Genomic DNA, 22,434 nt, shown 5'->3' on the forward strand with positions numbered 1-22,434 from the left:
CCCCCCGTGGCCGCTACGAGCGGCGGCGGGGCTTGCCGCGCTTGCCGCCCTGGGAGCCGCCGGTGCCGCGCCGCGCGCCCTTGCCCGCGGCCGCCTTTCCGGACCCGGCCTTGCCGGACGAGGGCGAGGGCTTCCCCGAGGACGTCTTTCGAGTCGTGGCCTTGCCCGACGCCTGCTTCGGCTTCGGCTTCGACTGCGACTGCGACTGCGACTTCGCAGGCTGCTGAGCCTGGGCGGTCTGGGCACGGCGGCCGCGCGTGCTGTTGACGGTCCGGCCGCGGATGATGCCGATGAACTCCTCCACCAGGTCGGTGGTGGCGTCCTCCGGCCACGCCAGCACGACGCTCGACTGGGGGGCGTCGGTCAGCGGCCGGTACGTGAGGTCCTTGCGGTGGTGCAGGCGGGCGAGCGACTGCGGTACGACGAGGACGCCGATGCCCGCGGCCACCAGCTCGATCGCGTCGGCCGTGGTGGCGGGGCGCTCGATGGCGGGCCGGCCGGGCAGGGCCTCCCAGGCGAGGGTGTCGTCGAGGGGGTGCAGCACGATCTCGTCGGCGAGGTCCGCGACGCCCACCTCCTCGGCCGCCGTCACGAGGTGGTCCTTGGGGACGACGACCACGGTCGTCTCCGTGTACAGGGGGATGGCGCTCAGGACCGTCCGGTCGACCGGCAGCCGGACCAGGCCGGCGTCGGCGGAGCCGTCCCGCAGCACGCCGTCCGCGTCGGCCGGGGCCACGGGGACGAGGGTCAGGGGGACGTCGGGCAGCCGCTCGTTCCAGACACGCACCCATTTCGCGGGTGTCACTCCGGGGACATAGGCGAGCCGGAACGAAGGGGAAACTTCCGAGCCTGTCACCCCGCCAGGCTACCCGGCGTGGTCAGAGGTCGCTCACACGCTCGATACCCTGGTCACATGACGTCGCACCAGAGCACCCAGACCTTGAAGCCCGCGACCGCGGCGAAGAAGCTGGGTGTGTACCTCGAGGCCACCCCCGCCGAGTTCCAGGAGGGCGTGGTCTCCCGGGCCGAGCTCAACGCGCTGCAGGCCGACCCGCCCCAGTGGCTGCGGGACCTGCGCCGTGACGGCCCGCACCCGCGCCCGGTGGTCGCCGCGAAGCTCGGCGTGTCCATCTCGGGCCTGGCGCGCGGCGGCATCACCGAGCCGCTCACCACCGAGCAGATCGAGGCCCTCAAGTCGGAAGACCCGGGGTGGCTGCGCCGGGAGCGCGCCACGCAGGCGGAGGTCCGCAAGGAGTCGGCGCGCCTGAAGGAGAAGCAGCGCGAGGGCGAGCAGGGCTGACGCGAGCTCGCCGCGTCACACGGGCGACCCCTTCGCCCCCGTCATGAGCGCCGTCTCCAGATCCCCGGCGATGTCGAACGCGTCCGTCAGCCCGGCAAGACCAAGGATCTTGCGGAAGAACGGGTTGTCGACGACCAGGGCCACGCCCGCCTGACGCAGCCGCGCCTCGTCGCGGGCGCGGCACAGCAGGGTCAGGCCGCCGCAGTCGAGGAACGTCACCGCCCGCAGGTCGAGGACGAGGTCGCGGCGGCTCTCCCGGGTGAGCCGGGTGAGCGGGGCGCCGAGGACCTCGTCGGCGAAGATGTCGAGCTCACCCCAGAAAGCGACCACCAGTCGCTGCTGCCGGACGTGCGCGCGGAGGCCGAACTCGGCGTGGTCCTCGAGCATCGTTCCCCCTCATGGCACCGTGAGTGCGGCTCCGGGGTGAGCCTGTGCGATCCACCGGCGGGGTCTGTGCGATGAGCTGTCGCCACCGGGGACAGGGGTGGCATGTTCTTGCCCTTGGCATACCCGTCGCGCGGAGAATAATGCAACTGCCCTGCATTAAACAAGAGTTGGCCGATTCCGGCTGACACGTGCCAGGGTACGCCCGCGCATGCTGTGGTAGCACTGACGAGCAGGGCCTGGAGAAGGTGACCGTCCGCGAGGTCGCGCGCCGCGCCGGGGTGTCGCCGGTGCCCCGTTCCGCCACTTCGCCGACCAGCGGTGCACCACTGGGCCGGAGCGCCGCAGCCGACGGCCGGGACGCCGCAACCACCGGAGGGCGACCGCACCGCTGAAGCGGCCCGGTGACGGTGCCCTCCGGCCTGGTGACGGTGCCCTCCGGGCGGCGTCGGCAGGCTACGCGCCGCTCGCGTCGAGCATGTCCGCGCGCTCGACGATCTTCACGCGTTCACGGCCCTGCGGCTCGCCCAGCGCCTTCTCCGCGGCGTCGAGGCGGTACCAGCCCTCCCACGTGGTGAAGCGGACGTTCCGCTCGCCGAGGAAGGCGTCCACGGCCTGCGGGTCGGGCGAAGTCGGCTGGTGCAGACGGCCGTTCGCGTGGTCGTCGAGGAGGCTGGCGACCGTTTCGTTGGCGTCGCCCTTGGTGTGGCCGATCAGCCCCACGGGGCCGCGCCGGATCCAGCCCGTGACGTACGTCGACTGCAGGTGCTCGCCGGTCTCCTCGATCACCCGGCCGCCCTTGTCAGGAACCGTGCCCGACTCGACGTCCCAGGGCAGCTTGGGCAGTTCGTCGGAGAGGTAGCCCACGGCGCGGTAGACCGCGGTGACGTCCCAGTCCTTGAAGGTGCCGGTGCCCTTGACGTTGCCGGTGCCGTCGAGGGCGGTGCGCTCGGTGCGCAGGCCGACCACCTTGCCGTCCTCACCGAGGATCTCGGCGGGCGACTCGAAGAAGTGCAGGAACAGCTTGTGCGGGCGGTCGCCGATGTCGCGGATCGCCCAGTTCTCCAGGGTCTTGGCGACCATGTCGGCCTGCTTGTTGCCGCGCCGGGTCGCGATCGAGCCGTCGTCGTAGTCGATGTCCTCCGGGTCGACGATGACCTCGATGTTCGGGGAGTGGTCCAGCTCCCGCAGCTCCATCGGGGAGAACTTCGCCTGCGCGGGGCCCCGGCGGCCGAAGACGTGGACTTCGAGGGCCTTGTTGGCCTTGAGGCCTTCGTGGACGTTCGGCGGGATCTCGGTCGGCAGCAGCTCGTCCGCCGTCTTGGCGAGGATGCGGGCCACGTCCAGCGCGACGTTGCCGACACCGAGGACGGCGACCTTCTCCGCCTCGAGCGGCCAGGTGCGCGGCACGTCCGGGTGCCCGTCGTACCAGGAGACGAAGTCCGCTGCGCCGTACGAGCCGTCGAGGCCGATGCCCGGTATGTCGAGCGCCCGGTCGGCCGTCGCCCCCGTGGAGAAGATCACCGCGTCGTAGAAGGCGCGCAGGTCGTCCAGGCTGATGTCCCGCGGGTAGTCGACGTTGCCGAAGAGGCGGATCTGGGGCTTGTCGAGCACCTGGTGCAGCGCCGTGATGATGCCTTTGATCCGCGGGTGGTCGGGAGCGACGCCGTAGCGGATGAGGCCGAACGGCGCCGGCATCCGCTCGAAGAGGTCGATGGAGACGCCGGGGTCGGCGGCCACCTGGGATTTCAGCAGCGCGTCGGCGGCGTAGATTCCGGCGGGGCCGGCTCCGACAATGGCTACCCGCAGAGGGCGAGGCACGATCAGGTTCCCTTCGAGCGGTGCGGACTGACTCGTCGGGAAGCCTAAACTAAGGCAAACCTAAGTCATTGATCGGGTGGGGGTTCACCGATCTCGGGCAGGTGCCGGGTGAACCACTCCCGGGCGAGGTCGGCGACCTGGTCGAGTGCTCCGGGTTCCTCGAAGAGGTGCGTGGCCCCCGGGACGATCTCGAGCCGGTTCTCGCAGCGCAGCTCCGCCTGGGCCTCGCGGTTGAGGTCGAGCACCATCGTGTCCTGCCCGCCGACGATCAGCAGGGTCGGTGCGCGTACGTCGCCGAGGCGGGGCGCGGCGAGATCGGGCCGTCCGCCCCGGGACACCACGGCACGGACGGTGCCGTCGGCCGCGTCGGCCCCGTCGTCGGCCGCGGCGTCCGCGGCTGCCCGCAGCGCGGCCGCGGCCCCGGTGCTGGCTCCGAAGTAGCCGATCGGTACGGGCGCGCGCTCCCGCATCCAGCGGGTGGCCCCCAGCAGCCTCCCGGCCAGGGTGTCGACGTCGAAGACGTTCGCCCGGTCGGCCTCCTCGGCCGGTGTGAGCAGGTCGAAGAGGAGCGTGCCGAGGCCGGCCTCGCGCAGGGCCGACGCCACCGACTGGTTGCGCGGGCTGTGCCGGCTGCTGCCGGAGCCGTGGGCGAACATCACCACCCCCGGGGCGTCCGCCGGCAGGGCGAGGTCCCCGGCGAGCCGGACCCCGGCCGCGTCCACCTCGACCTCGGTCACCTCGGCCTCGGCCGCCGCGGGCCGGTCGGGCGGCCGGGCAGCCGCCGGTGCCAGGCATGCGCTCACCTCGTCGTCGGTGGTCTGCGAGAAGTCCCGGTACCACTGGCCCACGGAGCCGAACAGCTCCGGCGTGGACAGGCACACCACCTCGTCCGCCACCTCACGCAACCGGCCCACCGTGTCCGGCGGCGCTGTCGGCACGGCGAGCACCACGCGGCCCGCGCCCTGTGCCCGCGCGACCCGGCACGCGGCGGCCGCCGTGGCGCCGGTGGCGATCCCGTCGTCGACGACGAGCACGGTGCGTCCTTCGACCGGCACCCGCGGCCGCCCGTTGCGATACCGGTGCGCCCGCCGCTCCAGCTCCTGTTCCTCCTCGTGCTCGACCGCCGCGATCTCCTTCGGCCGGAGGCCGCAGTGGCGCACGATGTCGTCGCTGATGACCCGCACGCCGCCTTCGCCGATCGCGCCGAACCCCAGTTCCGGATGGTGGGGGACGCCGAGCTTGCGGACCACGATCACATCGAGGGGGGCGTCGAGCGCCTGCGCCACCTCGAAGGCCACCGGCACGCCTCCCCTGGGCAGTCCCAGGACGACCGGCTTGTCCTCTCGCAGGTGCCGCACCTCTTCGGCGAGGCGGCGTCCGGCGTCAATACGGTCGGCGAAGAGCACTGTGTTCGCCCCATCTCGGGGTCGGTGTACGTCCCATCCCCGGGGGCGATGTCCGCCCTCTCTCGGCGGGGCGACGTCCGCCCCAGGGCACGGGATGGAAACCACTTCCGTACCTTCGGGGTATCTCTGTTCGCGGCGTTTCGCAACCGGAGGCCGGGGTGCCGCGGATTCCGCACCCGCTGCGCGGCCGCGCGAGGGTGGCTACCGTCGGTGGCATGGAACGAGTCGGCGCGGTCGGCGCAGTCCTGATCGACATCGACGGCGTGCTCACCGTCTCCTGGGAGCCGTTGCCCGGGGCCGTGGCGGCCCTGGAGCGGCTGCGCGCCGCGGAACTTCCCTTCGCGCTGGTCACCAACACCACCTCGCGCACCCGCGCCTCGATCGCCGCGCGCCTCGCGGAGACGGGATTCCCCGTCGCCGCCGACGACATCCTCACGGCACCCGCCGTCACCGCCGCGCATCTGCGCGAGCACTACCCGGGTGCCCGTTGTCTGCTGCTCAACACCGGTGACATCCGGGACGACCTGACGGGCGTGACGCTGGTCGGCGAGGCTGAGGCGGGGGCGGACCCGGATGCGGACCTGGACGCCACGGACGCGGACCCGGGCCGGGCGGAGGCGGACCCGGACGTGGACGTGATCGTCATCGGCGGCGCAGGCAGCGCCTTCGGCTACGCGCCCCTCAACCGTGTCTTCCGGCACCTGCGGCGCGGAGCCCGCCTCGTGGCGATGCACCGGAACCTCTACTGGCGTACCGCCGACGGCCTCGACCTCGACACGGGCGCCTTTCTGCTGGGCCTGGAGCGGGCTGCCGGGGTGGACGCGGAGATCACCGGCAAGCCGGCGGAGGCGTTCTTCGCCGCCGCGCTGGCCCACCTCGGCGCCGATCCGGCCGCGACGCTCATGGTCGGCGACGACATCGAGTCCGACGTGCTCGCCGCCCAGCGCTGCGGGATCACCGGTGTCCTCGTCCGGACCGGGAAGTTCCTGCCCGAGACCCTGCGGTCGGCGACCGGCACGCCGGACCACGTGCTCGACTCCTTCGCCGACCTGCCCGGCCTCGTGGAACGCCTGGCCGCGAGCTCCCACTGAGCCCGCGGCGGCTCGCGGCGCGACAATGGAGGTGCGGAACACGCCGCCAACGGGAACACGCCCGCCAACGCGGAGAGGCGGGATGGCGATGCCGTACGTCACCGTGACGGCCCTGAGTCACCCGGGGCTCATGCGCGATCACAACGAGGACAGCCTGGTCATCGGGCCGTGGACGCTGTGCGGAACCGTGACCGAGAACCCGCAGACGCTGGGTTTTCCGCTCGGCGCCCCGCTCGTCGTCGCGGTCGCCGACGGCATGGGCGGCCAGCCGGCCGGGGAAGTAGCCAGCAGCCTCGTCGTACGGAACCTCGCGGCGCTCGGGCCCACGCTGGACAGCGAGCAGGCCGTACGAGACGCGCTCAACGCCTGCAATCTCTCCGTGTACGCGGCCGCCGACCGTGATCCGGAGCTGAGCACCATGGGGACGACGGTCGCGGGTGTCGTGGTCCTCGCGGAGGAACTGCTGGTGTTCAACGTCGGCGACAGCAGAGTGCTCGACGTGAGCGACGACCGCGCGGCGCTCCACCGGATGAGCGTCGACGACAGCCCGCCGCCGGCGCCCGGCCGGCGCACCACGTCGATCGTCACGCAGGCGCTCGGCGGCGCTCCACGGTTCAGCGCGGTCACGCCGCACGTCAGCACGGCACCCCTCAGCACGGGGCAGCGCTTCCTGGTGTGCACCGACGGCCTGACCGACCCCGTGCCCGATGAGGCGCTCGACGAGGTGCTGCGGGCCCACGAGGGCGGCCGGGCGGCGTTCGAGCTGTGGAAGTCCGCCATCGAGGCGGGCGGCCCGGACAACATCACCCTCGCGTTGGTCGGCGTCAGCGACTAGGGCGTGTCCGATGGGTCCGGTCGGCTGTGTTCCGGGTGCGTGTCTGTGGGGCCGAGCGGTGTCTGGTGCGTGTGGCTGCAAGGCGGAGGAGGGCGTCGACGCAGTGGGGCCTCCCCTGCTCGAGCGCAGTCGAGAGCTTGGGGAACGTCGGCAACCGACGACAACGCCGCAGACGCGCGTGCCAGGCGCCGCGACGCCGACAGGACCCATCGGACACGCCCTAGGCGACGCCACCTCTGGGGCGACGCCCCCGATCAGTCGGCCGGTCAGCGCCACGACACCGCACAGGAGGGCCCACTTGATCACGTTGTTCGTCTGCGGCGACGTCATGCTCGGCCGTGGTGTGGACCAGATCCTGCCGCACCCCGGTGCCCCGGAGCTGCGCGAGGGATGGATACGGAACGCCGAGGACTACGTGGACCTGGCCGAGGCGGTGAACGGGCCCATTCCGCGTCCGGTCGGCTTCTCGTGGCCCTGGGGGGACGCGCTGGAGGTCCTCGACTCGGCCGCGCCCGACGCCCGTGTCGTCAACCTGGAGACCAGCGTCACGCGGAGCGGCGCCTTCGCCCCCGGCAAGGGCATCCACTACCGCATGCATCCCGCCAACCTGCCCTGCCTGACGGCCGCCCGCCCCGACGTCTGCGTCCTGGCCAACAACCACGTTCTGGACTTCGGCCGCCCCGGCCTGACGGAGACGCTCGACGCGCTGGCCGACGCGCGCCTGCGGACGGCCGGCGCGGGCCGGGACGCCGCCGCGGCGAGCCGCCCGGCGATCGTCCCGCTCGACGGGGACCACCGGCTCCTGGTCTTCGCCTTCGGCATGCCGTCCAGCGGCGTCCCGCACGACTGGGCGGCGACCGGGAGCCGCAGCGGCGTGAGCTTCGTGGCCGGTCCTTCCGACCCGGCCGCGGCCGAAGTGGCCGACCGCGTACGGCGGACGAAGCGTCCGGGCGACATCGCGGTGGTCTCGGTCCACTGGGGCTCCAACTGGGGGTACCGCGTGCCCCGGGACCAAGTGACCTTCGCACACGCCCTGATCGATGCCGGGGCGGACGTCGTGCACGGCCACTCCTCACATCACCCTCGCCCCCCGGAGGCGTATCGCGGCAGGCTCGTCCTGTACGGCTGCGGCGACCTCATCAACGACTACGAGGGCATCACGGGCTACGAGGAGTACCGCGACGACCTGCGGCTCCTCTACCTGGTCTCGCTGGAGCCCGGCACGGGCCGGCTCGTCGAGCTGCGCGTCGTCCCGCTGCGGGCCCGGCGCATGCGTCTGTGCCACGCCCCGTCCGAGGACGTCCGGTGGCTGCGCGCGCTCCTCGACCGTCTCGCCGTGGGGTTCGCCCCGTGCGTCGTGTCGGACTCGGACCACATCGCCCTGGCACCCCGGGCAGCCTGACGACTGCCGCCCGGCGGCGGGTCAGATGCGGTCGGCGGCGATGAGGAGGTAGTGGAAGCTGCCTTCGCGGTACGCGGTCAGGAAGGGTTCCTCGATGCCGGTGGCGAGCGAGGACTTGGCCCGCAGTTCCCAGTAGGGGATGGTCTCGGCGGTGAGGTCGACGACGTTGATGGGGACGAGGTTGTTGGCGGCGAGTGCCTTGAAGTACGTGCTGCGGGAGTGGATGTTGCAGGTGTAGTGCTCGTCGATGCGGCTCACGGCCTTGGAGCGGCCGCCGGTGACGTCGTTGTAGCAGCCGGTGATGCAGACGTAGCGCCCGCCGTGGACCAGCAGCCGGGAGTACTCGGCGAAGAGCGGGAACAGGTCCACGTACATGGTGGACTCGTTGTTCCAGATCCCTTGGAAGGCACCGGTCGGGAGACCCGTGTCCAGCATGTTGCGGAAGTGGTATCCCACGTGGGCGTCCACGCCGCGCTCACGGGCCTGGCCGTTGGCGAACTCGACCTGCGACTCGGAAATGGAGACACCGTCGACGTGGCAGCCGAAGCGCTGGTTGGCCATGATGCTGGTGCCGCCCCGGCCGCAGCCGGCGTCCAGCAGCCGGTGGCCGGGCGCGATGGGTCCCAGGTGGTCGAGGAGAACGTCCGCCTGCGCCGACTCCAGACGGTGCATCTCCCCGATGATCCGCTCGTCCCGGGTCTCCGCGGGTCCTTCCAGGACCGAGGGGTCCCAGTCGCCGATCCCGTAGTGGTGGTGGTAGAGGCCGTCGACATCCCCGAGGCGCAGGTTGACCGGGTTCTTCTCGTTGTTCCAGTACTCCGCGACCGCCCGTTGATAGGCGGTGCGCACCACACGGGCGGAGGCGTCCGGAGTCATCGTCATCGTGAGAGCTCCTTAACAGCGTGCCGGCGGTTCCGAGGTGCCGGAGGTGTGCGAGCGCGGTCGGCGCTACGGCGGCGGACGTCGGCCGGTGTCAGGCGGGCGTCCACCCGACCTCGACGTTCTCCAGAACGCCGAGCGCGTCCGGGACGAGCACGGCCGCCGAGTAGTAGGTGCTGACCAGGTAGGAGATGACGGCCTGGTCGTTGATGCCCATGAACCGCACGTTCAGGCCCGGCTCGTACTCGTCGGGGATGCCGGTCTGGCGCAGGCCGACCACGCCCTCCACCTCCTCGCCGGTACGCATCGCCAGGATCGAGGTGGCGCCTTCGGCGGAGACCTCCAGTTTCCCCAAGGGGTAGATCGGCACGCCCCGCCAGGCGGGGATGCGGTGGCCGCCGACCTCGGTGTCGCCGAAGTAGATGCCGCGCTTGTTGCACTCGCGGCCGAAGGCGGCGACGGCGCGCGGGTGCGCGAAGAACGCCTTGGTCTGGCGGCGCATGCTCAGCAGCTCGTCGAAGTCGTCGGGGGTGGGCGGGCCGGAGTGGGTGGAGATGCGCTGGCCGTGGTCGGCGTTGTGGAGGAGCCCGAATTCCCGGTTGTTGACCAGTTCGTACTCCTGGCGTTCGCGCAACGCCTCGATGGTCAGGCGCAGTTGCTGTTCGACCTGGTTCATCGGGTCGTTGTAGAGGTCGGCGACCCGGGAGTGCACCTTCAGGACGGTCTGCGCCACGCTCAACTCGTATTCGCGGGGCTCCAGTTCGTAGTCCACGAAGGTGCCCGGCAGGGCCGGCTCGCCCGCGTGCCCGGCTGCGAGGGCGATGTCGGCTTCGCCGCGCCTGTTCTGCGGCCGTTCCGCGTCGGCCTGGCGCGCCCGCACGTGGGACCGAAGCTCCTCGCTCTGCCCGGCTATCTCCTCGTACGCCTGCCGGGGCAGCGCCAGAACGGTGCACGGCGTCACCGCGCGGGCGGTGAACTCCCAGTCGCCGGGCTCTTCCGCGACCACCTGCCCGCCGAAGAACCCGCCGTCGGCCACCACCCCGAGCTGGGCCTGCTCGCCGTACTTGCCGGTGCCGATCTTCTCCACCTTGCCGTGCGCGATCAGATAGACGTGGTCGGCGGGCTGTCCCGCCTGGGCTATCACCTGGCCCGGCGCCAACTCCCGCTGCTGGAACCGCTCGGCCAGCGCCCGCAGCACCTCGGCGTCGCCGAATCCGCGCAGCAGCGGCAGCTCGCCGAGCTCCGCGGGCACGACCCGGACGTCGGCCCCTTCCTGGACAAAGGTCACCCGGCCGTCGCCGACCGCGTACACCAGGCGCCGGTTCACCCGGTACGTGCCGCCGCTCACCTCCACCCAGGGCAGGGTCCGCAGCAGCCAACGCGAGCTGATGCCCTGCATCTGCGGAACGGTCTTGGTGGTGGTCGTCAGATTGCGTGCGGCCGCGATGCCCAGGCTCAACTGCGCCTGTCCCTCGCTCTGTTCAGGCTGCTCCGACTGCTCCGGTGACGCTGCGGTCGTCATCCTGGTCCCCTCCGACGGCATCGCGTTGCTTACGGCACGAAAGACTCCTGTGGCGGACCTGGCCGCAGGAGCGGCGCGCCGCAAGTGAAGCAGCGCGCGTCGACGAAGGTCGAGGGCGACTGCCCGTACACACCATGTATTTGCGCCCCGGCTCCGCACACCGGGCGACCTGCACGAACACCCGGCGGCGCCCCCTGAGAGCGGCGGTCACCCCGTCCGAGGTCGGCCGGAATGCAGCGAACCGGCGTCAGGGCGGTCGGGCGGCCCTTGTTCCCGTCCCCCGGGCCGTGCTATCCCTGCGTCGAAGGCCGAGCCGAGTCGATTCTCCTGTGGACGGAGTTGCGGATGAAGGCGCCCCTTTCCGGCACCACCGACGCACCCGCGGACCCCCCTGGTTCTCCTGGTTCCCCCCGCCTGCTGGCACGGCTGCTGTCCGGGCCGTCCGGGCTCGGAACCGACTCCCTGCGCCTCGCACCGGCCGCGGGCTCCTCGGACACGGCGCCGCCCACGTCAGCGGAATCGCCGTCGTCGCAACGCATCGAGGGCCTCTACTGCCCGCCGGCCGTGCGGGACGACCGCGCGCTGGCCGACGAGATCAACGACCGGCTCGTCGAGTGGGCCGAGGAGGAAGTGGGCCTCTACCCGGGCACCGATCACCGGGAGGCGCTCGTCGGCTTCGACCCGGGGCGGTCGGTGGTCCTGTGCCACCCGGACGCGCCGGGCATCGACCACCTGATGGCCGCCGGCCGCCTGCTGGTCGGCGAGAACGCCGTGGACGACTACTTCTGCGAGGCGGAGTACGGCGGCAGCGCGGACCGGCGCGGCGCGGTGCTCGCCGTCGCCCAGTCCGCGATCGACCCCGCCCACAACACCGCACGCTACGAGGCCGATTGGCGGTCGGGGCTCGACTCCCACCCGGCCCTGCGCTCGATGCGATCGGCCATGGACCACTTCCGCGCCCTGGCCACCCCGGCGCAGGCACACCGCTTCCGGCACGACATCGCGAACCTCTATCTCGGCTACAACGCCGAGGGCGACTGCATCTCCCAGCTCCGTACGCCCGCGGTCTGGGAGTACCTGGTGCAGCGGCAGTTCAACAGCTTCCGCCCCTGCCTGACCCTCACCGACGCCGTCGGCGGCTATGAACTGCCCGCCCACCTCTTCGCGGAACCCGGTGTGCAGCGCGCCGTCGCCCTGTCCTCCAACGCCTCGACCATCTGCAACGACCTGTACTCGCTGCGCAAGGAGCAGCGGAGCGAGCGCTTCCACTACAGCCTGCCCACCGTGATCGCCGCCGAGGAGGACTGCTCCATCGAGGATGCCTTCCAGAAGGCGATCGAGGTCCACAACGACATCGTCCACCGCTTCGAGGAACAGGCCGCCGCGCTCTCCGCCACCCATCCGCTCGTCGCCCGCTTCATGACCGGCCTGTCGAACTGGGTGGGCGGCAATCACGAATGGCACGCAGGGAACGTCGGCACCCGCTACGCGACGTCACCCTGAAGAGCGCCGGGCGCAGCGACCGGTCCTCCGAACTGGACGATCAGTGAACTCCTGGCCGGGCCGCGTGGCCTGGTGCTGCTGGATTCCGTCGCTGGAGGAGGTCCAGGCGGGCGATAGGGGATGTCATGGCGTACGGCGTGGCCTATGCCGAGAATCGTCAGGCCCTGCCATGCGCGTCCCCCTGGGGCCCCGCCTCGGCGGGGCGCAGGGAGTTCGGGAGCACTCTGATGTGGGCCTCCACCTCGGCGGAGGTCTCGGCCGCCCCACTCGCCTCGTCCGCGCTGAGCTGTTCATACAGGGTGAGGGCCTCCCGCCAGCAGGCAAGCGCCCGGTCCTGCCGGCCCACGGCGTCGAGGGCGTGGCCCAGCGTGGTCAGCACGGCGACCCGGGTGTGCCCGCCGCCGACACAGCCGAGGGCGAGGGCCTGCTCGGCGTGCCGGCACGCGCGAGTCGGGTGGTGCTGTGCCGCCAACTCGGCCTGGGCCAGACGGAAGTGGGTCGTTCCCTCCCACAGAACCTGCTGGTTGTCCCGGAAGGACTGGAGAGCCACGTGGAGTTCCGTCAGAGCCGCACCGTAACGGCGGGCGGCGGTGAGTGCGAGGCCAAGGTGGTAGTGCCCGTGGGCCAACCGTGGTGCCGGGCCCGACTGGGCATACTTCCGCAGCCCGCGCTCGGCGTGTGCGACGGCGGTATGGGCACGGCCGGTGGCGGCATGGACCTGGGACAGGGCGCACAGCGTGTCGGCTTCTCCGGCGGCGCTCCCGAAGGCACGGAAGTTCTCCCTGGCCTGTTCCAAGAGCGGTTCGGCGTCCTCGTACCGTCCTTGGGCGGCCGCGACCACACCGAGATGCCGCAGGGCCCAGCAGCGGGAGAGGCGATCGCCGGTGCGCTCGGCCAGCCGCAGGGCGAGTCGTGCCTCGTCGCCCGCGTCCGCGTACCGTCGGGAACGCAGCAGCATTCCCGCGAGCGCTGCCCTGGCCCTTCCCTCGGTGCCCGGGTCTTCGGCGGAGCGAGTCGCGTCGCGGATCGCCGTGGCCGCGGCCCCGCCCTGGGTGGGGTCGGCCTCTGGCTCACCGAGTGCGTCGGCCGCGAGCAGCAGATTCGCTCCACGCCGCAGAGAGCTCGGCGCCAGCGACTGCAGGGCGCAGGCAATGATGCAGTCGGCCTCTGACCGCATCCACTTCTGGGCATCGTCGCTGTGGGTGAAGGTCGGCCCCTGAGTCAGGGGGGCTTCGAAACTGGCGGCCATGTCGTCGTTCGGCCGCTGCGCCACGTATGCCTTGGCAGTGGCGGCCAGGTAGAAGTCGAGCAGCCTTGAGCGAGCCGCTTCCAGTTCGCTGGACGGGTGTTCGTCGCTGTCCGCACAGGCACGCGCGAAGAGGCGCACGAGGCTGTGGAAGCGGTAGCGGTCCGGCACCGTCGATTCCAGGAGGGATGTGCCGACAAGGGTCTCGAGGAGGACCTCGGTCTCGTCGACCGGCAGGTCGAGCATGGCAGCCGCCGCGGCGAGTGAGATGTCCGGGCCGTCCGCCAGGCCGAGCAGGCGGAAAGCGCGCGCCTGTTGCTGCTCCAGTACTTTGTAGTGCAGCTCGAAGGTGGTCTTGACGGCGAAGTCGCCCGCCCGGAGTTCGTCCAGGCGGTGGCGTCCATCGGCCAGCTTGGCCGCGAGGGCGGAGACGGTCCACGTCCGGCGGGCCGCCAGGCGGGTGGCCGCGATGCGGATGGCGAGCGGCAGGAATCCGCAGGCGTTCACCACGTCGAGCGCTGCGTCACGCTCCGGGGCCACCCGATCCTCGCCGACAATCTTGGTGAAGAGCTTCAGGGCCTCGTCTGCGGACATCACGTCCAGGTCCACCAGGTACGCACCCTCCAGATCAACCATGCGGACGCGGGAGGTCACCAGGGTCGCGCAGCCCTCCGTGCCCGGGAGCAGGGGCCTGATCTGCGCCCCGTCGCGCGCGTTGTCCAGGAGCACCAGAACCCGGCGGCCGTTGAGAGTCGAGCGGTACAGTGCCGCGCGATCCTCCAGGGAGTCGGGAATACTCGCGTCCGGCATACCGAAGGCGCGCAGGAACGAACCGAGCACCGACTTGGGCTCGACGGCATGCGTGCCCCCGCCCTGCAGGTCGACGTAGAGCTGCCCGTCCGGGAAGCGTTCCCCAGCCGCGTGCGCCACGTGCACCGCGAGGGCCGTCTTGCCCACGCCGCCGACGCCTGCCACGGCCAGGACACGTCCCTCGGGCACGGACAACACGTCACCCAACTCCGCCATGAAGGCAGCGCGGCCGGTGAAGTCGGCGAGATCTGCAGGGAGTTGGCGCGGGCGCCCCCGCGCCGAGGACGGCATTGCGGCGGCGGCTCGCGGCTCCACGAGCGCGGGGTCCGCCCGCAGGATGCGCAAGTGCAGATCAGACAGGGCGGGGCACGGATCCACGCCCAGCTCGTCGGCGAGCAGTCGGCGTGTGTCGGCGTACACGGCGAGAGCCTCGGCCTGGCGGCCGCTGCGATACAGGGCCAGCATCAGCAGTTCGCGCAGGCGCTCGCGCAGCGGGTGCGCCGCCGCCAGGGCGGTCAGCTCCGCGACCGCTTCCGCGTGGCCGCCCTGCTCCAGGTCCAGGTCCAGACGGGATTCGACGAGATGAAGGCGCCACTCCGCCAAGCGGACCCGTTCGGTGTCGGCGTAGGGCCCCGGGACGTTCGACAGCGGCTCGCCGTTCCACAGGTCCAGCGCCTCGTTGAACAGGATCCTCGCCTGGGTCGAGTCACCCATGTCACGCGCGCTCTGCGCATCCATCGACAGCTCTTCGACGAGCGCCAGGTCGACCGCCCTGGTGTCGGGCAGGCGGATGGCATAGCCACCCGACTCACTCACCAGGACATCGGGGCCGAGGACCTTGCGCAGGCGCGAGGCGAAGGCGCGCAGCGCCCCTCGTGCGCGCTCGGGCGGCTCCTCCCCCCAGATGGCGTCGATCAGTTGCGCCGAGGTCGCCGAGCGGCCCGCGCGCAGCAGCAGGACGGTGAGCAGAGCACGCTGCAACGGGGCACCGATGGCCACGGGCTCGCCCCCGCTCCAGGCACGCACCGGGCCGAGCACGCTGAAGCGCAGGCCTTCGGCACCACGCCTGCGCTCGGGGAGACCAGTCCGCGCGGGCGGGAGCTCTTCGCGCGCATCAGCAAGCACGCGGTCGCGCCGCCGGGCCCTGCCTGGCGAGTCCGCAGTCGAGTTCCGAGGCCACCGACCGGGCACTGCCGGCCTCCTGTACCTCGAACGGGCGGTGCCCCGGATCAACGCCCGGACGTCCTCGAGGCGTCGCGCGGGTCCGACCGACCTCGCGAGCACCAGCTCGGTGCCGGTCAGCGTACGGTGCGTGGAGAGGGTCTGCGGGTGTCTGGTCCCGAGGGCGGCCGAGGTCTTCTGCGCCACGACGGCAAGGACGTCCGCCGCCCGCCTCATCCGCATGTGATCACCGACGTGCCAGGCCGACACGAACTCCGCCGAACTCAGCGCCACCACGGCCGACAGCGACCGTGGGTGACCTTCGCCGAGAAGACCGACCAGCTGACGTACGGCATCCTCCAGTTGCGGGAGCAGGCCATCGGCCTCGGCGCCTGCGCCCAGCCGTTGAGTTCCGTCGACGAGGACCGTGAGCGCGAGGAGCCGCACGTTCAATTCGGGCTCGGGGCCCTCTTCGGATGTGATCAGGTCCAGCGCGTGCCGGGCGGCGGCCAGTGCCTCTTCCACCTCGCCCTTGCGCAACTTGACGCCGGCCAGGTTCGCCACCGTGCGGGCCATGGCGATGCCCGTCGTCCCGCGGGAGCCCACGTCGTAGTCGAATGCGAGGAGTACGGACGCCGCCGCCAGCTGTCCCCGGTCCGCGAGGGTGAGCGCCAACTGATTGCGTACGGCGCTCTTCACCTGGCGGACCTGCGGATCCCGCAGAACCTGCGCGGCAAGCCCGGCCACGAACACGGAGGCCCGCTCCTGAAGGCCCAGCGCGTCGAGCAAACTGGTGAGATACGCGAGATCCTTGCCGGCCGTGGGCGCGAACAGCGCACGAGGGTCGCTCCGCAGCTCTTCCAAGGCGATCGAGAGCTCAGGGCCGGTGCTCCCGTCGGTCACGGCAGCCTCGGCCCAGGCCATCGCCGACTGCCAGGGACTCGTCATTCGGCGCCCCCCGCGAAGTCGCTCTCGATCGCCTTCTGCGCGGCGATGAACTTGAGCTCGGCGATCTGTGCCGGGTCCATCTCGCCCTGCTCCGCCCACTGTTGGAGCCGCTGGAACCACTCATCGAGCTTGGCGCCGCTCCTGGAGACGGGATAGCCCATCGGGACGGCGTCCAGCTCGGCGACCTGGGCGGTGGGCGGGCGCAACACGTCTACGAGGTGGAACAGTTGGAGATGGTCGAAACGGGACACGGCCTCCGCGATCGTCGCCGCGAACAGGACGTTGGCCGCGCGGCTTTCATCTGCCCGGTCGAGGGACTGCTCCAGGAGGATGCCCACTACGACCGGTTCGTCGTCCTGAGACGTGCTCTCCACCGGGCCGCCGGAGTATCCGGAGTAGTCTCCCAGGACCTGATCGGCCGTCAGCTGCAGGGCTTCGATGGCCGCGCCGCCCTGACAGGCGTAGTCGTTCGCCTGGGCGTCGATGACGCCGCGGAGCTTCGCCTCATGGAGGGCAGGCCGATAGGGTCCTTCCCAGCGGCCGCCGACCAGGGCGCGCCCAGCCTTCCTGATCATTGTCAGCGGTACGTAGTGCCCCTCCCCGATCTCGATCAACGCCAGGTCGGCACCCTTGTCCTGGCGGCACACCTGCCCGTCGATCCGGCGCCCGTCGGCCAGGACGATCTCCACGCCGGGGTCGGCGGCATTCAGACCGCGCAGGCAGTGCAATGCCGTCAAGACGTATCGGGGCGTCAGCAGAAAGCCACCACCCAAGCATTGCTGCATCTGATATAGGTCGACCCAGTAGTCCGGGCTCGTCATGGCGTACCCGAGGCCCGCTCCACAGTGAGAGTGACCTCGAACGAGGCTTCCGCGGACGCCTTCGAAAGGATCACGCCGGCCTCGGCGGCGAGCGTTACCCCGAAGGTCACAACCATGCTGGACACCTGCCAGCCGTCGCGCTCCGCGACCCGCGCCAACGACTGTTGCGCGATCCCGGAAGCCTGCACGATGGCTTCTTCGACCTCGGCGGAGCGACCTGACAGCGGCGACGTCGTACGATTCCTGCCGGCGATCTGCCGATTTCCCGCGGCATCGAGAGCCACCGTCTCCACCCTGACTTGAGTCATGAACCGCGCGGCCCCCGTGTTCGACTTCGATGCGAGCAACACATCCGGTTGCGGCACAAGGCAGTTGAAGCTGCCGTTACCGCACTGATCCCACATGAAAGCGCGTCGCGTCGGCCAGCGGCAAGGGCCGAGCCGGCCGGGACCAGTCGAACGATGGACGCTCCGGAGCGACCTCGTCCTCGTCATCGACGTCGGCTTCAACCCGGCGTCACGGGCCCCCAAGGAAGCTCAACCGCACCTGACGGTCCGGGTTGTCCTTGTTCGTGTCGACAATGCACACCGACTGCCAGGTCCCGAGCTCCAGGCTGCCGCCGATCACCGGGAGCGTCGCGTGCGGGGCGACGAAGGCCGGCAGGACGTGGTCGCGGCCGTGGCCCGGGCTGCCGTGGCGGTGCTGCCAGCGGTCGTCGGCCGGCAGCAGGGTGTGCAGGGCGGCGAGGAGGTCGCTGTCGCTGCCCGCGCCCGTCTCCAGGACGGCGACGCCCGCCGTGGCGTGCGGGACGAAGATGTTGAGGAGGCCGTCGCGGCCGCGGGCCGCCTCGCGCAGGAAGCTCGCGCACTCGTGCGTGAGGTCGACGACCGTCTCCGCCGAGCCGGTCGTGACGTTCAGGATGCGGGTGGTGAAGGCACCGGAAGAGACATCGGACATGTCTTCCATCCTGCACCAGCCCGGCCACACCGGCGCGGCGCCCGCGCCGCGCCGTGGGCGGCGATGTTGCTTCAGGCTGGGCGCGAGGTTGCTTCCAGCTGGGCCCAGCCAGTGATACGAGGCGTCCAATCCCCGAGACATCATTGACCGTGCGCCGACGAGATCGCTACGTTCTGCCGCATGTTGCGTTCAGCCCTGCTCACTTCGCGCGGTCACATCGACCTGCTGCGGGTGGCCTCCTCCGCGTGTCGCCGCGGCCGCTGACGCCCTTCTCTCCTTCGCTCTCCGGTTTCTCTCCATTTTCGCTCTCCGGTTTTCCGCCGCGCCACATGGTGGCTTTCGCGGCGCCGTGAGGTGCCCCCTTCCCTGCGCCTGACCTCTCCTTGCCCTGGAGCGCCATGAGCATCAGCCATGCCCCGCCGTCACAGCAGCCTGCACCCGACATATCGGGAAAAGACCGAGCAGCCTCGCCCGGACCCGCACCCGGCGCGCAACCCGAACTCGTTGCCCTTGTTCCCTCCTCCTCCCGCCGCGCCCACGTCCCCCGCTGGCTGCGTCGCACCACCGGACCGCTGTTGCTGCTCGGCCTCTGGCAACTCCTCAGCTCCACCGGGGTGTTGAGCAGCGACGTGCTCGCCTCGCCCGGGACCATCGCCCGCGTCGCGGGGGACCTGATCGAGGACGGGTCGCTGACCTCGGCCATGGGCGTGTCCCTGCAGCGCGTCGCGATCGGGCTGCTGCTCGGTGCGCTCGTGGGCACGGGGCTCGCGCTCGTCTCCGGTCTCTTCCGGATCGGCGAGGACCTGGTCGACGCCAGTGTGCAGATGCTGCGGACGGTGCCGTTCGTCGGCCTCATCCCGTTGTTCATCATCTGGTTCGGCATCGGAGAGGCGCCCAAGGTCGCCATCATCACGCTCGGCGTCTCGTTCCCCCTATACCTGAACGTGTACGCGGGTATCCGCGGCGTCGACTCGCAGCTCATCGAGGCCGGGGAGTCCCTGGGGCTCTCGCGGTGGGGGCTCGTGCGGCACGTGATCCTGCCGGGCGCGCTGCCCGGCGCCATGACCGGCCTGCGCTACTCCCTCGGCATCGCCTGGCTCGCCCTCGTCTTCGCCGAACAGATCAACGCCGACGCCGGCATCGGCTTCCTGATGGTCCAGGCGCGCGACTTCCTGCGGACCGACGTGATCGTCGTCTGCCTGATCGTCTACGCCTTCCTCGGCCTGCTCGCCGACTTCGTGGTCCGCACTCTCGAAAGGCTGTTGCTGCAATGGCGACCGACGTTCACCGGCCGGTGACCCCCGATACTCCCGATGCCCCCGTCGTCGTACGCGTAGACGGCCTCACCCGCGCCTTCGACGGCCGCCCCGTCATCGACCGGCTCCATCTCGACGTACAGGCCGGGGAGTTCGTGGCGCTGCTCGGGCGCAGCGGCTGCGGGAAGTCCACGCTCCTGCGGATCCTCGCCGGCCTCGACCGCGACATCGAGGGCACCGCGCTCGTGCCGCGCCGCAAGGCCGTCGCGTTCCAGGCGCCGCGCCTCATGCCCTGGAAAAGGGTCTGGCGCAATGTCCTCCTCGGACTGCCCGGCAGGCCCGAACGGGCCGTCGCCGAGCGCGCGTTGGAGGAAGTGGGCCTCGGCCACCGCTCGCACGCCTGGCCCAAGACGCTGTCCGGCGGCGAGGCCCAGCGCGCCTCGCTGGCCCGCGCTCTGGTGCGCGAGCCGGATCTGCTGCTCCTGGACGAGCCGTTCGGCGCGCTCGACGCGCTCACCCGCGTCAAGGCGCAGCGCCTGGTCGACGAGTTGTGGCAGCGGCGCGGCTGCGCCGTGCTGCTCGTCACCCATGACGTGGAGGAGGCGGTGCTGCTCGCCGACCGTGTTCTCGTCATGGACGACGGGGTCATCGCCCACGAGCAGCGGATCGATCTGCCGCGGCCGCGCGACATCGCCGACCCCCGGTTCGCCGCCCTGCGCGCCGGTCTCCTCGAACGCCTCGGCGTCGAGGCCCCCGCACGCGCCGCCGCCTGACCGCCACCCCGCTCCCCCCTGACGTACGCACAGAACGGACCCGCTCCCATGCGACGCCGACATCTCGCCCCACTCCTTCTCCTCCCCCTGGCCCTCACGCTCTCCGCCTGCGCGGGCTCCTCCTCCGCCGGCACCTCCACCGGCGGCCTCGGCGGCGGCCACACCGACGGCAAGGGTTCACTCACCCTCAACGTCGGTGACCAGAAAGGCGGTTCGGAGGCGGTGCTGCGCGCCGCCGGAGAGCTCGACGACCTGACGTACAAGATCAGGTGGTCGACCTTCACGTCCGGGCCGCCGCTCCTGGAGGCGGTGAACGCCAAGGCCGTCGACATCGGCGCGGTCGGCAACACGCCGCCGGTGTTCGCCGCGGGGGCGGGCTCGAAGATCTCCGTGGTGGCGGCGACGCACGGCACGGCGCACGGCGAGGCGATCGTCGTGCCGAAGGACTCGGCGTTCCGCACGACGGCCGACCTCAAGGGCAAATCCGTCGCCGTGGCGCAGGGCTCGTCCGCGCACTATCAACTGATCGCCTCCCTCAAGAAGGCGGGCCTCACCCTCAAGGACGTCGACGTCAAGTATCTGCAGCCCGCCGACGCGCTCGCGGCGTTCACCGGCGGCAAGGTGGACGCCTGGGCGGTGTGGGACCCGTACACCTCGCAGGTGCTGCGGGGCGGCAGGGGCCGTGTCCTCACCGACGGCGAGGGCGTCGTGAACGGGCTCAGCTTCCAAGTGGCCGCGCCCGGCGCGCTCAAGGACAAGAAGAAGGCCGCGGCGATCGACGACTATCTGCGGCGGCTGCGCAAAGCCCAGGACTGGGTCTTCCAGCACCCCGAGGCGTGGGCGAAGGTCTGGGCGAAGGACACCGGCCTTCCGTACGAAGTGGCGCTCGACGCCGTCAAGCGCACCAACGGCACCCGCGTGCCGGTCGCCGTCGACCGGCACGCCGTCGACTCCGAGCAGGAGATCGTCGACACCTTCGCCCGACTGAAGCTCATCCCGCGCCGCGTCGACTTCGGCGAGTTCACCGACACCCGGTTCAACGGCTCGCTGCCGCCCTCCACCACCGCGCCCCGCACCTACAAGGAGTCCTGAGCATGACCGTGCACCTTCACTGGTTCCTGCCGACGGGCGGCGACGGCCGCACCCTCGTGGACCGGCACGCCTACACCGACGGCGGCATCAAGCGCTCCCGCGTCACCCCGGTCAGCGGCGTGCGCGCCCCCGACATCGAGTATCTGGCCCAGATCGCCAAGGCCGCCGAGCAGTTGGGCTTCGAGGCGGTGCTGACCCCGACCGGCACCTGGTGCGAGGACGCGTGGCTGACGACGGTCGCGCTCGCGCAGCACACCGAGCGCCTGAAGTTCCTGGTGGCGTTCCGGCCCGGGGTGATCTCGCCGGTGCTGGCGGCGCAGATGGCGGCGACGTACCAGCGCATCACGCGCGGGCGGCTGCTCCTGAACGTCGTGACGGGCGGCGACTCCACCGAACAGCGGCGCTTCGGCGACCACTTGGACCACGACCGCCGCTACGCCCGGACCGACGAGTTCCTCTCGGTCGTACGCGGGGTGTGGCGCGGCGAGCCGTACGACTTCGACGGCGAGCACTATCAAGTGAAGGGCGGGCTGACCGCGCTGCCGCCGGACCCGCTGCCGGAGATCTTCTTCGGTGGCTCCTCGGCCGCCGCGGGCCCGGTCGCCGCCCGGCACACGGATGTGTATCTGACCTGGGGCGAGCCGCCCGAGCAGGTGAAGCAGAAGATCGACTGGATCCGCGGTCTCGCCGAGGCGGAGGGCCGCACGGTGCGCTTCGGCATCCGGCTGCACACCATCTCCCGCGACTCCGCCGCCGAGGCCTGGGCGACGGCGGCCCGGCTGCTCGACGACCTCGACGCGGACACCATCGCCGCCGCGCAGGAGGCGCTCGGCCGCAGCGAGTCGGTGGGCCAGCAGCGGATGCTCGCGCTGCACGGCGGCTCCCGCGACGACCTGGTGATCGCGCCGAACCTGTGGGCGGGCGTCGGCCTGGTCCGCGGCGGCGCCGGCACGGCCCTGGTGGGCAGCCACGCGGAGGTCGCGGACCGGATCGAGGAGTACCACGCGCTCGGCGTCGAGCACTTCGTCCTCTCGGGCTATCCGCACCTGGAGGAGGCGTACTGGTTCGGCGAGGGCGTGATCCCGGATCTGGCGGCGCGGGGGCTGCTCCCGCGCATTCCCGCCTCCCCGCTCGCCGGGGTCCCGGCCGCGAACGGGCGCCCGGCTTCGGCGCCGGGCGGGGCGCCGTTGCTGGTGGCCGGAGGGCGCTGACCCGGACAGGAGCTGT

General features: G+C 71.4%; 20 protein-coding genes. 10 read left to right on the forward strand and 10 right to left on the reverse strand.

The window, feature by feature from the left end; all coding sequences use genetic code 11:
• Positions 1–13: 13 nt before the first annotated feature.
• Complete coding sequence (locus AC0KTA_RS01845; protein ID WP_481053311.1) at positions 14–856, reverse strand: LysR family substrate-binding domain-containing protein; 843 nt, start codon at positions 854–856, stop codon at positions 14–16.
• 57 nt (positions 857–913) lie between these two features.
• On the opposite strand from AC0KTA_RS01845, the gene AC0KTA_RS01850 reads away from it, so the two are divergent.
• Entirely contained in the window at positions 914–1,300 is a 387-nt protein-coding gene (locus AC0KTA_RS01850) for a DUF5997 family protein (protein ID WP_481053312.1), read from the forward strand.
• Between the two features lie 15 nt (positions 1,301–1,315).
• Here AC0KTA_RS01850 and AC0KTA_RS01855 read toward each other — a convergent pair whose 3' ends face one another.
• The 3 genes from AC0KTA_RS01855 to AC0KTA_RS01865 form a co-directional block, all read right to left on the reverse strand.
• A complete protein-coding gene (locus AC0KTA_RS01855) occupies positions 1,316–1,687 on the reverse strand; it encodes an STAS domain-containing protein (RefSeq protein ID WP_481053313.1) in 372 nt (123 codons plus the stop codon).
• A gap of 453 nt (positions 1,688–2,140) precedes the next feature.
• Positions 2,141–3,505 (reverse strand): FAD-dependent oxidoreductase, encoded by a 1,365-nt coding sequence (locus tag AC0KTA_RS01860; RefSeq protein WP_481053314.1) that lies wholly within the window; start codon positions 3,503–3,505, stop codon positions 2,141–2,143.
• Between the two features lie 65 nt (positions 3,506–3,570).
• The gene (locus AC0KTA_RS01865; protein ID WP_481053315.1) at positions 3,571–4,911 is read right to left on the reverse strand and encodes a phosphoribosyltransferase family protein; all 1,341 of its coding nucleotides are present in this window, start codon (positions 4,909–4,911) and stop codon (positions 3,571–3,573) included.
• 215 nt (positions 4,912–5,126) lie between these two features.
• Here AC0KTA_RS01865 and AC0KTA_RS01870 point away from each other — a divergent pair, with 215 nt between their 5' ends.
• From AC0KTA_RS01870 to AC0KTA_RS01880, 3 genes are all read left to right on the forward strand, one after another.
• Positions 5,127–6,002, forward strand: a complete 876-nt coding sequence (locus AC0KTA_RS01870) for an HAD-IIA family hydrolase (protein ID WP_481053316.1) — start codon at positions 5,127–5,129, stop codon at positions 6,000–6,002.
• 88 nt (positions 6,003–6,090) lie between these two features.
• Positions 6,091–6,837 (forward strand): PP2C family protein-serine/threonine phosphatase, encoded by a 747-nt coding sequence (locus tag AC0KTA_RS01875; RefSeq protein ID WP_481056274.1) that lies wholly within the window; start codon positions 6,091–6,093, stop codon positions 6,835–6,837.
• Between the two features lie 298 nt (positions 6,838–7,135).
• Positions 7,136–8,239, forward strand: a complete 1,104-nt coding sequence (locus AC0KTA_RS01880; RefSeq protein ID WP_481053317.1) for a CapA family protein — start codon at positions 7,136–7,138, stop codon at positions 8,237–8,239.
• A gap of 21 nt (positions 8,240–8,260) precedes the next feature.
• On the opposite strand, the gene AC0KTA_RS01885 is transcribed toward AC0KTA_RS01880, so the two are convergent.
• Positions 8,261–9,121 (reverse strand): geranyl diphosphate 2-C-methyltransferase, encoded by an 861-nt coding sequence (locus AC0KTA_RS01885; RefSeq protein ID WP_481053318.1) that lies wholly within the window; start codon positions 9,119–9,121, stop codon positions 8,261–8,263.
• A gap of 91 nt (positions 9,122–9,212) precedes the next feature.
• Positions 9,213–10,640, reverse strand: coding sequence for a family 2B encapsulin nanocompartment shell protein (locus AC0KTA_RS01890; protein ID WP_481053319.1), 1,428 nt, complete (start codon positions 10,638–10,640; stop codon positions 9,213–9,215).
• A 345-nt stretch (positions 10,641–10,985) separates the two neighbouring features.
• Between AC0KTA_RS01890 and AC0KTA_RS01895 the strand changes: the two genes are divergently transcribed.
• Positions 10,986–12,143 carry a family 2 encapsulin nanocompartment cargo protein terpene cyclase gene (locus tag AC0KTA_RS01895; protein WP_481053320.1) on the forward strand — a complete coding sequence of 386 codons (1,158 nt, stop codon included), beginning with the start codon at positions 10,986–10,988 and terminating at the stop codon, positions 12,141–12,143.
• A 157-nt stretch (positions 12,144–12,300) separates the two neighbouring features.
• Here the strand turns inward: AC0KTA_RS01895 and AC0KTA_RS01900 are convergent, their stop codons facing one another.
• The 4 genes from AC0KTA_RS01900 to AC0KTA_RS01915 all read right to left on the reverse strand — a co-directional run bounded on the left by AC0KTA_RS01900 (position 12,301) and on the right by AC0KTA_RS01915 (position 18,095).
• Positions 12,301–15,324 carry an AfsR/SARP family transcriptional regulator gene (locus AC0KTA_RS01900; RefSeq protein ID WP_481056275.1) on the reverse strand — a complete coding sequence of 1,008 codons (3,024 nt, stop codon included), beginning with the start codon at positions 15,322–15,324 and terminating at the stop codon, positions 12,301–12,303.
• A 980-nt stretch (positions 15,325–16,304) separates the two neighbouring features.
• A complete protein-coding gene (locus tag AC0KTA_RS01905; RefSeq protein WP_481053321.1) occupies positions 16,305–17,129 on the reverse strand; it encodes a S1 family peptidase in 825 nt (274 codons plus the stop codon).
• Positions 17,126–17,413 carry a CU044_2847 family protein gene (locus AC0KTA_RS01910; protein WP_481053322.1) on the reverse strand — a complete coding sequence of 96 codons (288 nt, stop codon included), beginning with the start codon at positions 17,411–17,413 and terminating at the stop codon, positions 17,126–17,128. The genes AC0KTA_RS01905 and AC0KTA_RS01910 overlap by 4 nt, the downstream gene beginning before the upstream one ends.
• A gap of 232 nt (positions 17,414–17,645) precedes the next feature.
• Positions 17,646–18,095 (reverse strand): YjbQ family protein, encoded by a 450-nt coding sequence (locus AC0KTA_RS01915; protein ID WP_481053323.1) that lies wholly within the window; start codon positions 18,093–18,095, stop codon positions 17,646–17,648.
• Positions 18,096–18,266: 171 nt separating this feature from the next.
• Between AC0KTA_RS01915 and AC0KTA_RS01920 the strand changes: the two genes are divergently transcribed.
• The 5 genes from AC0KTA_RS01920 (at position 18,267) to AC0KTA_RS01940 (ending at position 22,418) form a co-directional block, all read left to right on the forward strand.
• Complete coding sequence (locus tag AC0KTA_RS01920; protein ID WP_481056276.1) at positions 18,267–18,350, forward strand: putative leader peptide; 84 nt, start codon at positions 18,267–18,269, stop codon at positions 18,348–18,350.
• Between the two features lie 134 nt (positions 18,351–18,484).
• On the forward strand, positions 18,485–19,384 hold the full coding sequence (locus tag AC0KTA_RS01925; RefSeq protein WP_481053324.1) for an ABC transporter permease: 900 nt from the start codon (positions 18,485–18,487) through the stop codon (positions 19,382–19,384).
• Complete coding sequence (locus tag AC0KTA_RS01930; RefSeq protein ID WP_481053325.1) at positions 19,357–20,115, forward strand: ABC transporter ATP-binding protein; 759 nt, start codon at positions 19,357–19,359, stop codon at positions 20,113–20,115. Before AC0KTA_RS01925 ends, AC0KTA_RS01930 begins: the two co-directional genes overlap by 28 nt.
• A gap of 48 nt (positions 20,116–20,163) precedes the next feature.
• The gene (locus tag AC0KTA_RS01935) at positions 20,164–21,207 is read left to right on the forward strand and encodes an ABC transporter substrate-binding protein (RefSeq protein WP_481053326.1); all 1,044 of its coding nucleotides are present in this window, start codon (positions 20,164–20,166) and stop codon (positions 21,205–21,207) included.
• Between the two features lie 2 nt (positions 21,208–21,209).
• Positions 21,210–22,418: an LLM class flavin-dependent oxidoreductase gene (locus AC0KTA_RS01940; RefSeq protein WP_481053327.1), complete on the forward strand. Its 1,209-nt coding sequence runs from the start codon at positions 21,210–21,212 to the stop codon at positions 22,416–22,418.
• Positions 22,419–22,434: the final 16 nt, after the last annotated feature.

The sequence above is a fragment of the Streptomyces sp. Y309 genome (genome assembly GCF_056712025.1).

Excerpts from the sequence above, each read along its gene's own strand:
- AC0KTA_RS01850 (WP_481053312.1), top strand. The coding sequence starts at position 914 with ATGACGTCGCACCAGAGCACCCAGACCTTGAAGCCCGCGACCGCGGCG.
- AC0KTA_RS01855 (WP_481053313.1), bottom strand. The coding sequence starts at position 1,687 with ATGCTCGAGGACCACGCCGAGTTCGGCCTCCGCGCGCACGTCCGGCAG.
- AC0KTA_RS01870 (WP_481053316.1), top strand. The coding sequence starts at position 5,127 with ATGGAACGAGTCGGCGCGGTCGGCGCAGTCCTGATCGACATCGACGGC.
- AC0KTA_RS01875 (WP_481056274.1), top strand. The coding sequence starts at position 6,091 with ATGCCGTACGTCACCGTGACGGCCCTGAGTCACCCGGGGCTCATGCGC.
- AC0KTA_RS01885 (WP_481053318.1), bottom strand. The coding sequence starts at position 9,121 with ATGACGATGACTCCGGACGCCTCCGCCCGTGTGGTGCGCACCGCCTAT.
- AC0KTA_RS01890 (WP_481053319.1), bottom strand. The coding sequence starts at position 10,640 with ATGACGACCGCAGCGTCACCGGAGCAGTCGGAGCAGCCTGAACAGAGC.
- AC0KTA_RS01895 (WP_481053320.1), top strand. The coding sequence starts at position 10,986 with ATGAAGGCGCCCCTTTCCGGCACCACCGACGCACCCGCGGACCCCCCT.
- AC0KTA_RS01905 (WP_481053321.1), bottom strand. The coding sequence starts at position 17,129 with ATGACGAGCCCGGACTACTGGGTCGACCTATATCAGATGCAGCAATGC.
- AC0KTA_RS01915 (WP_481053323.1), bottom strand. The coding sequence starts at position 18,095 with ATGGAAGACATGTCCGATGTCTCTTCCGGTGCCTTCACCACCCGCATC.
- AC0KTA_RS01920 (WP_481056276.1), top strand. The coding sequence starts at position 18,267 with ATGTTGCGTTCAGCCCTGCTCACTTCGCGCGGTCACATCGACCTGCTG.
- AC0KTA_RS01925 (WP_481053324.1), top strand. The coding sequence starts at position 18,485 with ATGAGCATCAGCCATGCCCCGCCGTCACAGCAGCCTGCACCCGACATA.
- AC0KTA_RS01930 (WP_481053325.1), top strand. The coding sequence starts at position 19,357 with ATGGCGACCGACGTTCACCGGCCGGTGACCCCCGATACTCCCGATGCC.
- AC0KTA_RS01935 (WP_481053326.1), top strand. The coding sequence starts at position 20,164 with ATGCGACGCCGACATCTCGCCCCACTCCTTCTCCTCCCCCTGGCCCTC.
- AC0KTA_RS01940 (WP_481053327.1), top strand. The coding sequence starts at position 21,210 with ATGACCGTGCACCTTCACTGGTTCCTGCCGACGGGCGGCGACGGCCGC.